Raw genomic sequence first — 12,979 nt, 5'->3', positions numbered from 1 at the left:
ATGGACTCTTCCTCTTTCAAACACCGTGATTATGGATCGGAAACGGCGTCATCCGCCGCCTCGTTGCTGGCATGGAAATGACGGTAGGCGGCGCGCACATCGACGACGACCAGCCCCGGCTGGCCGTTGACCAGCGACACGGTGCGCCGCTGCTCGACCTGATCGTCATGGCCTTCGTCGACGCTGAACGTGAACGACTCGCCGTGTTTGCGACAGTCCAGCGCATGCCATGCCGCAGGATCGAAATCCGACGGCAGCGGCGTGTTGCGCCACCCCTGATCCCGACCGTGGACCACCGCGTGCGTCGCCAGCACCTTGTACACCGGGTCGATGAACATTTCCGCATGATTGCGGGCGTCGTCGTAAGCGCAGTAGATGCCGTACTTGGGAAACGCCTGCGTCGTGCCTTTCGCTTGCATCGCTACCTCGACGTGGGTGTGCAGATCGGGCGCGTTCGGATTGCTGCGCCGAAACGCCTGATCCCAGGCGCCGCCCAGCGCACTCAACGCCGAGAGTCCCTTCGGATAGCTCCACGCACCGACGACCTGCCCGGCCTGCGGATGACCTTCGGCCGCATCGCCCCAGGCCGGCCCGAACGGCCGCGCCTGCAGGCGTCGCGGACCGTCGCCGCCTTCGCCGGACGGACGCGCCAGCGCCACGCCGGGGTCCACCGGATAACCCAGCATCGGCGCGCCGTGCGCATCGAAGAACATCTGCTGCATGCGGATATCGCGGCAATCGTAGGCCGGCGTGCAGTCGAGACGGTCGATGCCGTGGTAGAGATTCCAGTACTGCCGGTCGTCCGGCGAGGGCACGAAGACCACCGAACCCGGACCGTACACGCGGCCGTGACGGTCGAAGATCGGCCCGCGCTTGCGCCACGACGACGCCTGCAGCGGATCGGCGCCAGGCCGGAGCGACAGCAGCCCGACGGCGTAGTCGTTGGCGACCCAGCTGGCGCTGCCGGAATAGGTGATGTACGTGCGTCCGTGACGCGTGTAGCCGACCGGACCTTCCTGAATCGCCGCGCCGCGCGTTTCCCAGGCGCGGGCCGGCGTGGAAATGAAGGCGGTCCTGCCGAGGGTCAGCGGATCGCGCATGCGGGCCAGGCAGATGCGCTGCGGAAACGTCGAGTCGGCCTGGTTGGTGCACGACCAGGTGAGGTAGCGCTTGCCATCGGCCGCCATGAACACGTTCGGGTCGATGGCCCAATGACCGCTCGATTCGACCAGCTGACCGTGCGGCAGGCCGGTGTCGGCCTCGCGGAACGTGCCCAACTGCCCGTCCGTCCCGCTCGATACCAGCGCGAACAGTCGGTGATGATTGTTGTCGCCATCGTCGGCCGCGTAGTAGATGAACCAGCGCCCGTCGATGAAATGCAGTTCCGGCGCCCAGATGTCGCGGCCGTTGGAGTCGGTGTCCGCATGATGCGTCCAGACGCCGATCCACGGCGCGGACGCCAGACCGGTCAGCGAGCGCGAACGCTTCACGCAGATGTCCGCGACGCCGCAGCCGGACTCGATGTAGTAGTAGACGCCGCCGACCCGCGTGATCCACGGGTCCTGGCTGCGGAACACCGGGTTGGTGAAGGTCTCCGCCGCGCCGGCCTGCGCCAGTCCGGTCAGACCGAGCAGCAGGACGGCCAGTCGCAGCGCATTCATGACCACCACGACCTCCTCCGCGACACGTCGGGCGACGCGCCATGCCGGCGCGCCGCCTTGTTCGTCGCTGCCATGCAGCCTCGCGTCACAGCTTCAGCCGCACGCCCAGTCCCACCGAGCGATCCTGATAGCGATAATCCTGCGGCAACCCGGTGCCCGGACCGGCATAGGAATGGAAGTTCGCATGGTTCAGGTTGGTCGCATTGAGCACCACGGTCAGATGCTTGTTGACGTCGTAGCTCAGCGAGAGGTCGAGCATGTTCGCCGGCTCGTCGTACATCTGCGCGTTGTTGCCCAGCACGCTCGAGGCCGCCAGGAAGAATTCCGGATAGCGGCTGCGGTAGTTGTAGGCCAGACGCGCGGAGAAGCCGTACTTCTCGTACATCAGCACCAGGTTGTAGTTGTTCTTCGAGACGTTCTGGAACGAGGTCGTGACGAACCCGTCGTCGATCTGCGAAGGCGTCTTCAACTGACTGTCGATGTAGGTGTAGTTGGCCTGCACGCCCAGACCGCTCCAGGCGCCCGGCAGGAAGCTGAAGAACTGCGTGTAGGCCAGCTCCACGCCGTCCAGATGTCCCTTGCCCGCACTCTTCGGACCGGAGATCAGGTAGTTGGTGCCGTTGATGTTCTCCTCGAACGTGTAGTTCTCGATGTAGCCGGTGATGTCGTGATAGAACACGCCGCCGGTCACCGAACCCACGTCACTGAAGTACCACTCCAGGGTCGCGTCGTAGCTGTTGGACTTGGTCGGCTGCAGGTTCGGGTTGCCGCCGCCGCCGGTGGCGATGGTGTTGGCCGTTGCCGGACTCAGCGTCAGAGACGGATTCAGCTGCCCGAACGCCGGGTATTGGATCGTCTTGCCCGCCGACAGGCGCATCTGCAACTGGTCGGTGAAGTGCAGGTTGAACGTGGCGTTGGGCAGCACGTTCGTCTCGTCGGTGTTCAGGCCGATCGGCGAATACAGACTGCTCGCCGTATCGAACGTGTAGGCGTTCAGATTGCGCTTCACCTTCTCCACGCGCACGCCGATCAGGCCGTCATACGGAATACCGAACAGCTCGTTGGCGTAGTTGATCTGGGCATAGGCGGACAGGGTCTTTTCGCCGATGTTGAAGTATTGCCCCTTCTGCGCGGGCAGCTTGCCGGTGGGCAGACCGTAATAGGTGCGCAGCGCGTCGGCGTTGTTCTTCAGGTAGTCGTAGCAGCCGGTGATGGCCCCGTCCGGCACCACAGGGATGCGCGGAATCTGGCAGAAGTACGAGTCGCCGAACAGGTTGTAGACATTGTTGGCCGGGTTCGGCGAACCGTCCGCCAGGTACGCACCGCCCGGGGGACCCATGCCGAGCGACGCGCCCGTCGCCTTGACCTCGGTGTCGGCGTAACGCAGACCGAAGTCGAGCGAGCTGACGAAGTTGCCGCCGAAGTAGTAATTGCCGTCGCCGCGCCACGCGGTCTGCGTGGCCTTGTTGTTGTTCCACTGCTGGTACAGACCGTTGAGGTAGAACCGCGACGGATCGAGCTGTGGATTGCCGGGGAAGTTGAAGCTGTTCGGCGCGTTGTAGTTGAAGCTGAGCGGCGTGTTGTACGCATCCATGAACTGGTCGACGACGAAGTTGTCGTTCTCGTAGCTCGATGCGTTGTGGCTGAGGTCGCTCGACAGCGTCAGGTTCTCGCCGTGCCACTTGATGCCGAAGGCGTTCTGACTGTTGTGGCCCCAGTCCTGATGCGCCTGCGTGCTGGTGAAGGCGTAGAAGTTGCCGTTGAACTGCGCGCCGGAAAGCGGACAGATCGTCTGCCCGGCGTACGGTGAACTGGTCAGACCGATCGGGAAGCACGGCGCGCCGGCGGTCACCTGCGTTGGCGTGACCACATTGACCGGCACCGTGCCGTAGAACGGCTGGTCGTACTTTTCCGAGAGCCAGGTGTACATGCCCTCGAGGTACATCTCGGTGCTGTCGTTGGGCTTCCACTGCAGCGCGTAGTTGGCTTCCGGACGCTTGCGCCAACCGGTGTTGTAGTTGGCGCCGAAGGAGTTCGGGCCGACGATCAGGTTGCCGTTGCTGGTGCGCACCGGATTGCCGCTGCCGTCGGTCAGCACGCGTGTCAGGTTGTCGTCGACGAAGGCCGCGTTGTAGTCGTAGTGCATCGTCGTGATGCCCATGTTGAGCAACGCGCCGAATTCACCGTGATCGGCGGTCTTCCAGCGATTGCTCACCAGCAGGCTGGCTGTCGGATCGGTATGACCGCCGTATTTCTGATGCACGCCGGTCAGCGTCGCGGCGATCTTGCGGCCCTTGAAGTCGAACGGACGGAAGGTGCGGATGTCGACGGTGCCGGCGATGCCGCCGGTGACCATCTGCGCATCGGTGGTCTTGTAGACCTTCAGTGCGCTGACCGCGGTCGCCGGCAGATCCTGGAACGAGAACTGGCGCCCGCCGGCATTGAAGATTTCGCGGCCGTTCAAGGTGGTGACCACGTTGGGCAGGCCGCGCACGACCACGGTCGAGGTCTCGCCCGTGAAGCCCTGCGCGACCTGCACGCCGGTCACGCGCTGCAGCGCGTCGGCGACGGTGTTGTCGGGCAGCTTGCCGATGTCCTCCGCCACCACCGAGTCGACCACCATGCGCGCGTCACGCTTGATCGACTGCGCACTTTCCAGACTCTGCCGCAGCGGCGTCACGGTGACGGCCTGAAGCTCGGTGAACGATTCCGATTGCTTTTTCTTGTCCCGGGTCTTCTTCTTGGCCTGGGTGTCGGGCGTGGACGTCGACTGCGCCGTCGCATCCGATGCCGCGCGCGTCGTGGCGGTCGATGCGGCGTGTTCCGGCGTCGCGGCCTGCACCTGGGCAAGCGCCGCGGCGATCATGGCCGCCAGCAGCGTGACGGTGTAGCGGGTCTGTTTCATGGTGTGCCTCCCCTCTCTATCTGGATGATCCCGGTATTCCGGTTGTTTTCTGGGTGTTTGCGGGTACCGACCGGTGTTGCGGCCGGCTCGAAATCCGTCGGGTCGATGCGCGCCGCGTCCACGCGTCGCTGCCTGCGGGCCTTCGCGGGCGAACAAAAACTCGCCGCGCTCCACCGGGGGCGCGCAGCGATGGGGGAAATCGGTTCAGCCGGGGTGGTCGAGCCGCACCGGCAGCATCAGCGCCGCCGCCGGCACCACGCCGCGCGGGGACGTCGCGAGGTCGTGGATGATGTCGATCTCACGCTGGCGGTAGGGCGTGCCGTCCTTGCGCAGCAGATCGTGGAACCAGATCGTCGGCGGCTGCAGGGTGTAGGGCCGTTGCCACGAGTTCCACGGCAGGTCGGTCTGCGTCTTGCCCTTGACGAAGCCCCAGTTGACCATGCCCACGTCGAGCTTCTTGGCCAGCGGCAGGATGCCGTCGATGGTCGAGCCGGCGCTGCGCGCCATGTACTCGGTGCAGATCATCGGCCGTCCGTAGACCGCCAGTTGCTGCACGCGGCGGGCGAAGGTTTCCGGCCAATCGTAGGAATGGAAGGTGATGATGTCGGACTGCGTTAGCTGCGTGCGCTCGACGGCGTTGAGCTTGTCCAGCTTCGACCAGTCCGGGTCGTGCCACACGCCGCTGGTCAGCGGCTGATCCGGATGCTGGCTGCGCGCCCAGGCGAACACCTGTGGCAGCAGCTTGGCGACCAGGTCGAACTTGTGTTTCGGCTCCTGCGCGTCGTAGTCGCCGCCGCCCGGATTGTCCGGCTCGTTCCACACGTCCCACGCCAGGATGCGCTTGTCGTGCGCGAAGGTGCCGACGATGTCCTTCACGTAGGCCTCGAAGCGCGGGTACTGCGCCGGGTCGGTCATCGCCACGCCTGGGCTCTGCACCCAGCCGGAGTTGTGCACGCCGGGAATCGGCGGATGCTGCGGGCCGAGCTTCGGCTGTGGATCCCAACACGAATCGAACAGCACGAAGATCGGCTTGATGCCGTGCTTGTGCGCGATCGTCAGGAACGTGCGGATGCGCTGCTTGAAGCCTTCCGGATCCTGCTTCCACAGCAGGTCGTGCAGGAACACGCGCATGGTGTTCATGCCCATCTTCTGCGCCCAGCCCAGCTCCAGGTCGATGCGCTTGGGATCGAAGCTGTCGGCCTGCCACATCTCCAGCTCGTTGATGGCGTCGGCCGGAACGTAGTTGCTGCCGACGATCCAGCGCTGCTGCATGTACCAGGCGTGCGCCTGTGCCTTCGACCATCGGCCCGTCTCGGCACCGTGCGCCGGCGCGACGCCGAACCAGGTCGCGAGCATCAGGGTGCATGCCATCAGTAACTGCTTCATGTCTCCTCCGCTTTGCGCTGTATCCGGGCAGGACCCACTCCCCCGGGTCGTCTGCCTCGCATGGCCTGCATCCGTGCCGCGCTATTTGTCATATAAAATACAAAGGTGCTTCCAAAACACCCTCGGTGTGGAAACGCGGATGGTTCAGTGACCGCCCTGCGTCGAGAATCGGTACACGATGTGGTTGCGATACGTCTGCCCCGGCGCCAGTCGCGCAGAGCCGAATGCCGGCTGGTTGGGCGTGTCCGGGAACAGTTGCGGTTCCAGCACGAAGGCGTCGCCCTGACGGTAAGTGCGACCGGACGGACCCTGCGTGGTGCCGTCGAGGAAATTGCCCGAATAGAACTGCAGTCCCGGCTGGCACGAATACAGCGAGAGCACGCGACCGGAATCGGGATCGCTGACGCGCGCGATCAGTCTCGGCTTCGCGCTCGCGTGCCGGCTGATGACCCAGTTATGGTCGTAGCCGTGGCCGTACAGCAACTGCTGCGAAGCGCCGTCGCGGATGTCGCGGCCGATCGGCTTGGCGCTGCGGAAATCGAACGGCGTGCCGGCCACGGGCGCGAATTGCCCGGTCGGAATCGCCGTGGCGTCGACCGGCAGATACGTGTCCGCCGCGATCATCATGCGCTGGTTCATCACCGTGCCCGAACCCTCGCCGCCCAGATTCCAGTAGGCGTGGTTGCTGAGGTTGACGATCGTCGGCTTGTCGGTGGTGGCGCGGTAATCGATGGTCAGACGATTCTTGGTGTCCAGGCTGTAGATCGCGGTGACCGTCAGCGTGCCGGGATAGCCCATGTCGCCGTCGGGGCTGACATAGCGCAGCGTGACGCTGGCATGATCGGCATCGTGCTCGACGCCGACGACCGTCCATAGCACTTTGTCGAAACCCTTGGTGCCGCCATGCAGCGAGTTCGGCCCGTCATTGACGGGCACCTGGTAGGTGTGACCGTCCAGGGTGAAGCGCCCCTTGGCGATGCGGTTGGCGTAGCGCCCGACCGTCGCACCGAAGTACTGCGGCGTGTCGAGGTAGCCCTTCATGTGCGGATGGCCGAGCACGATGTCGGCTTCGTGGCCGTGGCGGTCCGGCGTGCGCAGCGACTGCAGGCGCGCGCCATAGGCGAGCACGCGGGCGGTGATGCCGTGCCCGTTGTCCAGCGTGACGGCCTCCACCGCGCGACCGTCCGGAAGATGCCCGAAGGTGCTGCGCACCGCGCTGGTGGCCTGCGCCGCGAACGGCGCCGACAACATCAGAACGCATGCCAGCTTCGCTATCCGCTCCCCTCGATTCATCGCCTTCCTCGTCATCGTGCAATGCGGCCGAGCCGTCGATGGCGCGTATTGTCAACATATAGTATGACAATATGCAAGTGCTTCGATGGATGACTTTCGACCCATCCACGGAAGCGATGGACAAGCCATCCACGCGACGCGCATCATGCTCAAAGACGCGCATCACATGCATTCCGATACTAGCCGCGCCACACAGGATCGAATGAAAAGAAGGGTGGATATATTTTTTAAATATATGTTTTCAAACATATTTACTTCCACACACCGCGACTTTGTGCGAACAAGACACTCCACTTCCTGCCAACAAGAAAGGAACAGCCAGCCACATCCGCGCACCAGACCCACACTCCGCGTGCATGCATCGCCACTTGATGATGACGACCGAACCGTGGTCTGCTATAACCTTCTTGTATGACAAATAAAAAGGACAGCGAGACGAAACCCCCACGCCGCGCGGCCTCCGCGACCGGCACGGGGAAGGACGCCTCGCCTGCCACCAAGACCACCCGTGGACTCAGGGGACAACCGCGCATGATGAAGACCAAATCCGCACGCAGCCTGCACGGTCACGTCGTCCAGGAACTCGGCCAGCGCATCGTCGGCGGCAAGCTGCGACCCGGCGACCTTCTGCCGCGCGAGGAACGTCTGGCCGAACACATGGAAGTCAGCCGCACCGCTTTGCGCGAGGCCATGAAGGTGCTGTCCGCCAAGGGCCTGGTCGAATCGCGCCCCAAGGTCGGCACGCGCGTGCGCGAACCGCGCTTCTGGCATCAGCTCGACGCCGACGTGCTGGCCTGGCGCTGCGCGTCGATGCCGACCGAGGATTTCGTGCAGAAACTGCTGGAAATGCGCGAGATCATCGAACCGGCCGCCGCCGCCAGCGCCGCCAGACACTGCAACGCCGAGCAACTCGAACGCCTGGAGATGGCCTTCGCGGCCATGGAGAACGCGGCCAACCTCGACGAATGGGCCGAGGCCGACCTGGACTTCCACGAGGCCGTGCTCACCGCCACCAACAACGAATTGCTGGTGTCGCTGTTCTCGGTCATCGAAACCGCACTGGGCACCTTCTTCGTGCTGTCGGCGCGCACGGCGAAGAACTTCAAGTACTCGCTGCCGCACCATCAGAAAGTGCTCGAGGCGATCCGTCGCCGGCAGCCCGAGGCCGCGCGTCGCACCATGCAGCGCATGGTCGCGGACTCGCGCAGCAACATGAATCGGCAGTCGCGCGGGTCGGGCAAGGGCTGAGGCGATGGCTGGCCTGATCGGTCTGGACTGGGGCACCTCGAGCCTGCGCGCGATGCGCTTCGAGGCCGACGGCCGCCTGCTCGAAACGCGCCAGCGTCCATGGGGCATCCGCGTCCTGCCCGAAGGCGGCTTCGCCGCCGCGCTGGCGCATATCTGCGAAGGCTGGCCGACCTTGCCGATCCTCGCATCGGGCATGGTCGGCAGCCGCCAGGGCTGGTCCGAAACCGGCTACGTCGATACACCCGCCGGTCCGGCCGACCTCGCCGCGCACTGCGTGACGCTGGATACCCATCGCGACCAGCGCGTGCGCATCGTGCCCGGCGTGCGCGACGCGCAGGGGCCGGACGTGATGCGCGGCGAGGAAGTGCAGGTCTTCGGCGCCCTGAGCGCGCACCCCGAACGCCGCGCCGACACCTGGCTGGTGCTGCCCGGCACCCACAGCAAATGGGTGCAGGTGCGCGAAGGTCGCATCCATCGACTGCACACCCTGATGACCGGCGAGCTGTTCGCCCTGCTGCGTACGCATTCCATCCTCGGCGCGGGCGTCCCCGATGATGCCGGCGCAGACGAGACCTGCTTCCTGCAAGGCGTCGAGACCGCGCGCGCCAGCAGCGCGAGCGGCGCGTTCAGCCGCCTGTTCGCGGCACGCGCGAACGTGCTCGACGGCCGCATGCCGGCCGCCGGCGTGCCCGACTTCCTGTCCGGCCTGCTGATCGGCGAGGAGCTGCGCGCCGCCGAGGCTGCCGGCTGGACCGACTCCGCACCGCTGCTGGTGGGCGATCCGTCCTTGTGCGAGCGCTACCGACGCGCCGCCGACGTCTTCGGCTGGCGCTGGTCCGACACCTGTACCGATGCCGCCGCGCGCGGCCTTTTCCTGTTGGCTGGCCTGATCGGCGATGCCGCATCCGTCCCCCCTGCGCAAGGAGCCGCCTGAACCATGCACGCCTGGCTTTCTCCCCTGCCCCTGGTGGCGATCCTGCGCGGTCTGCATCCCGATCAGGCCGCCGACGTCGGCTGCGCCATCGCCGATGCCGGCTTCCACATCCTCGAAGTGCCGCTGAACTCGCCGCGCCCGCTGAAAAGCATCGCGCGACTGACCGAAGTCCTCGGCGACCGTTGCCTGATCGGCGCCGGCACCGTGCTGGATGCCGCCTCGGTGGCCGAGGTCGCCGCCGCCGGCGGACGCATCATCGTGATGCCGCATACCGATCCCGCGGTGATCGCCGCGGCCAAGGACGCCGGTCTGCGCTGCGTGCCCGGCGTGGCCACGCCCAGCGAGGCCTTCGCCGCGCTGCGCGCCGGCGCCGACGCGGTCAAGGCCTTTCCCGCCGAACAGATCACCCCGGCCGTGTTGCGTGCCTGGCGCGCGGTACTGCCGAGGAATACGGCGGTGCTGCCGGTCGGCGGCATCACGCCGGACAACATGCCCACCTACATCGAAGCCGGCGCCGCCGGTTTCGGCATCGGCTCGGCGCTGTTCAAGCCCGGCCGCTCCATCGACGACATCCACCGGGCCGCGCAACGCTTCGCGCAGGCGTGGCCCGCGACGGACGAAGCCCACGGCGACCGCCCATGAAAATCACCCAACTCCACACGTTCCTGGTGCCCCCGCGCTGGCTGTTCGTCCGCATCGAGACCGATGCCGGCATCAGCGGCTGGGGCGAACCCGTGGTCGAAGGCCGCGCGCAGACCGTGGCCAGCGCCGTCGACGAGCTGTCCGACTACCTGGTCGGCAAGGATCCGCGCCACATCGAGGACCTGTGGAGCGTGATGTACCGCGGCGGCTTCTACCGCGGCGGACCGATCCTGATGAGCGCCATCGCCGGCATCGATCAGGCGCTGTGGGACATCAAGGGCAAGGATCTGGGCCAGCCCGTGCATCAGTTGCTGGGCGGGCCGGTGCGCGAACGCATCCGCGTGTACTCGTGGATCGGCGGCGACCGCCCGGCCGACACCGCACGCGCGGCGAAGGACGCGGTCGAACGCGGTTTCAGCGCGGTCAAGATGAACGCCACCGAGGAACTGCACTTCGTCGACACCTTCGCCAAGGTCGAGCGCGTGCTGGAGAACGTGCAGGCCGTGCGCGAGGCGGTCGGCCCGAACATCGGCCTGGGCCTGGACTTCCACGGTCGCGTGCACAAACCGATGGCCAAGGTGTTGATGCGCGAACTGGCGCCGTACAAATTGATGTTCATCGAAGAACCGGTGCTATCCGATCATCTGGAAGCCATTCCCGAACTGGCCGCGATCACGCCCGCGCCGATCGCGCTGGGCGAGCGCCTGTACTCGCGCTACGACTTCAAGCGCGTGCTCGCCACCGGCGGCGTCGACATCGTGCAGCCCGACCCCTCGCACGCCGGCGGCATCACCGAGACACGCAAGATCGCGGCGATGGCCGAAGCCTACGATGTGGCGCTGGCGCTGCACTGCCCGCTGGGCCCGATCGCGCTGGCCGCGAACCTGCAGCTGGACGGCGTGTGCCACAACGCCTTCATCCAGGAACAGAGTCTGGGCATCCACTACAACGCCGCCAACGATCTGCTCGACTACGTCAGCGACCGCCACGTGTTCGCCTACGAGGACGGCTTCGTCGCCATCCCGAACGGTCCCGGCCTCGGCATCGAGGTCAACGAGGCCTACGTCGCCGAGCGCGCCGCCATCGGCCACCGCTGGCGCAATCCCATCTGGCGCCACGGCGACGGCAGCGTCGCCGAGTGGTGAGCACGGAATTCCCGAACATGTCCGACTTCGCTTCCTACCCCAGCCTGTCCGGCCGTGCGGTGCTGATCACCGGCGGCGCCACCGGCATCGGCGCCGACTTCGTCGCGGCGTTCGCGCGTCAGGGCGCGCGCGTGGCCTTTCTCGACATCGACGTCGACGGCGCGCAGACGCTGCTCGGCTCGCTGGAGGACTGCGCGCACGCGCCGGTCTTCCTGCCCTGCGACGTCACCGACCTGGACGCGCTGGCCGCCGCCATCGACGCCGCGCGCGAGCGCATCGGCCCGATCGGCGTGCTGGTCAACAACGCCGCCAACGACGTGCGCCACACGCTGGAGGACACCGACGCCGCCTACTTCGAGCGCAGCGTCGCGGTGAACCTGCGCCACCAGTACTTCGCCACGCGCGCCGTCGCCGACGACATGCGCACGCACGGCGACGGCTCGGTGATCTGCCTGGGTTCGACCGGCTGGATGATCAAGAACGAGGGCTATCCGCTGTACGCGATGGCGAAGTCCGCCGTGCACGGCCTGGTCAACGGCCTGGCGCGCACCCTGGGCCGCGACCGCATCCGCATCAACGCGCTGGTGCCCGGTTGGGTCATCACCGAGAAACAGCGCCGCCTGTGGCTGGACGCCGATGGCGAGACCGAGATCGCGCGCCGGCAGTGCATGCCCGGTTTCCTGCAGGGCGACGACCTGGCGCGCATGGCGCTGTTCCTGGCCGCCGACGACAGCCGCATGTGTACTGGCCAGAGCTTCATCGTCGACGGCGGCTGGGTGTGAGCACGGCCGTGGTCAGGACCCAGCTGGCCACCGCCAACATGCTCGGCGAGGGCATCGTGTGGTGCCCGCGCCGGCAGGCGCTGTACTGGACCGACATCCCCGCCGCCACGCTGTGGCGTCACGATCCGGCCACGCAACGGACCGACGCCTGGCCGATGCCCGAGCGCCTGGCCTGCATCGCGCTGTGTGCCGATCCGGACTGGCTGCTGCTGGGGCTGGCCTCGCGCCTGGCCTTCCTGCATCTGCCCGACGGCGCACTGGAACCCATCGCCGAAGTCGAACCCGACCTGCCCACGCGTCTCAACGATGCCGCCTGCGACCGTCAGGGTCGTTTTGTCTTCGGCACCCTCGACGAAAGCGACCCGCAGCGGCCCATCGGTTCGTTCTATCGCCTCGACGCCGACCTGTCGCTGCATCGGCTCGATCTGGAACGGATCGCGATCAGCAACAGCCTCGCCTTCAGTCCGTCGGGCGACACGCTGTACTACTGCGACACCCCGACCGGCCGCATCCGCTGTTGCGAGTACGGCGCGGACGGCCGCGTCGGCGCACCGCGCGACTTCGCCGACCTGGGCGACGTCGACGGCGGCCCGGACGGCTCCGCCATCGACGCCGAAGGCGGACTGTGGAACGCGCAATGGGGCCTGGGCCGCGTCACCCGCTACCGGCCCGACGGGCGCGTCGACCGCCACATCGAACTGCCGGCGCGGCAGCCCACGCGCCCGGCCTTCGGCGGACCGGAACTGGGCACGATGTACGTGACCAGCGCGCGCGAGGGACTGCATCTCATCGACGGTTGCTCCGACGCCGCCGACGGCCATCTGTTCGCCGTCGACACCGGCGTGCGTGGCCTGCCCGAACCTGTTTTCGCCGGCGTGCCGCGCACGCGCAACGCGCCGTGACATCCCACATCACCACCTCGGACCGGCTTCGCCGGCCGCTCCATACGACCGCGGCGCATGCACGCCCGGCGACCACGAACA

At 66.5% G+C, this 12,979-nt stretch carries 10 protein-coding genes; 6 read left to right on the top strand and 4 right to left on the bottom strand.

Annotated elements, in window-relative coordinates:
* Nucleotides 1-29: 29 nt before the first annotated feature.
* The 4 genes from LF63_RS01910 to LF63_RS01895 all read right to left on the bottom strand — a co-directional run bounded on the left by LF63_RS01910 (nucleotide 30) and on the right by LF63_RS01895 (nucleotide 7,203).
* Nucleotides 30-1,661 carry a glycoside hydrolase family 43 protein gene (locus LF63_RS01910; RefSeq protein WP_043099237.1) on the bottom strand — a complete coding sequence of 544 codons (1,632 nt, stop codon included), beginning with the start codon at nucleotides 1,659-1,661 and terminating at the stop codon, nucleotides 30-32.
* Nucleotides 1,662-1,746: 85 nt separating this feature from the next.
* Complete coding sequence (locus LF63_RS01905; protein ID WP_043099234.1) at nucleotides 1,747-4,566, bottom strand: TonB-dependent receptor; 2,820 nt, start codon at nucleotides 4,564-4,566, stop codon at nucleotides 1,747-1,749.
* Between the two features lie 204 nt (nucleotides 4,567-4,770).
* On the bottom strand, nucleotides 4,771-5,952 hold the full coding sequence (locus tag LF63_RS01900) for a glycoside hydrolase 5 family protein (RefSeq protein WP_052394568.1): 1,182 nt from the start codon (nucleotides 5,950-5,952) through the stop codon (nucleotides 4,771-4,773).
* 144 nt (nucleotides 5,953-6,096) lie between these two features.
* A complete protein-coding gene (locus LF63_RS01895) occupies nucleotides 6,097-7,203 on the bottom strand; it encodes an aldose epimerase family protein (RefSeq protein ID WP_200877523.1) in 1,107 nt (368 codons plus the stop codon).
* A gap of 573 nt (nucleotides 7,204-7,776) precedes the next feature.
* Between LF63_RS01895 and LF63_RS01890 the strand changes: the two genes are divergently transcribed.
* From LF63_RS01890 to LF63_RS01865, 6 genes are read left to right on the top strand one after another with little or no spacing between them, the layout of a single operon-like run.
* Complete coding sequence (locus tag LF63_RS01890; RefSeq protein ID WP_052394566.1) at nucleotides 7,777-8,493, top strand: FadR/GntR family transcriptional regulator; 717 nt, start codon at nucleotides 7,777-7,779, stop codon at nucleotides 8,491-8,493.
* Between the two features lie 4 nt (nucleotides 8,494-8,497).
* The gene (locus tag LF63_RS01885) at nucleotides 8,498-9,427 is read left to right on the top strand and encodes a 2-dehydro-3-deoxygalactonokinase (protein WP_043099232.1); all 930 of its coding nucleotides are present in this window, start codon (nucleotides 8,498-8,500) and stop codon (nucleotides 9,425-9,427) included.
* Between the two features lie 3 nt (nucleotides 9,428-9,430).
* On the top strand, nucleotides 9,431-10,069 hold the full coding sequence (locus LF63_RS01880) for a 2-dehydro-3-deoxy-6-phosphogalactonate aldolase (protein WP_043099230.1): 639 nt from the start codon (nucleotides 9,431-9,433) through the stop codon (nucleotides 10,067-10,069).
* Nucleotides 10,066-11,214 carry a galactonate dehydratase gene (gene dgoD, locus LF63_RS01875; RefSeq protein WP_043099228.1) on the top strand — a complete coding sequence of 383 codons (1,149 nt, stop codon included), beginning with the start codon at nucleotides 10,066-10,068 and terminating at the stop codon, nucleotides 11,212-11,214. Before LF63_RS01880 ends, dgoD begins: the two co-directional genes overlap by 4 nt.
* A gap of 17 nt (nucleotides 11,215-11,231) precedes the next feature.
* Nucleotides 11,232-11,996, top strand: coding sequence for an SDR family NAD(P)-dependent oxidoreductase (locus LF63_RS01870; protein ID WP_052394564.1), 765 nt, complete (start codon nucleotides 11,232-11,234; stop codon nucleotides 11,994-11,996).
* Nucleotides 11,997-12,004: 8 nt separating this feature from the next.
* The gene (locus tag LF63_RS01865; RefSeq protein ID WP_235205256.1) at nucleotides 12,005-12,898 is read left to right on the top strand and encodes an SMP-30/gluconolactonase/LRE family protein; all 894 of its coding nucleotides are present in this window, start codon (nucleotides 12,005-12,007) and stop codon (nucleotides 12,896-12,898) included.
* Nucleotides 12,899-12,979 lie beyond the last annotated feature (81 nt).

The organism is Oleiagrimonas soli (genome assembly GCF_000761445.1).
GTDB classification, from domain to species: Bacteria; Pseudomonadota; Gammaproteobacteria; order Xanthomonadales; family Rhodanobacteraceae; genus Oleiagrimonas; species Oleiagrimonas soli.
Note: the sequence above shows the minus strand (reverse complement) of the source record. Positions and strands in the feature narration are given on the sequence as shown.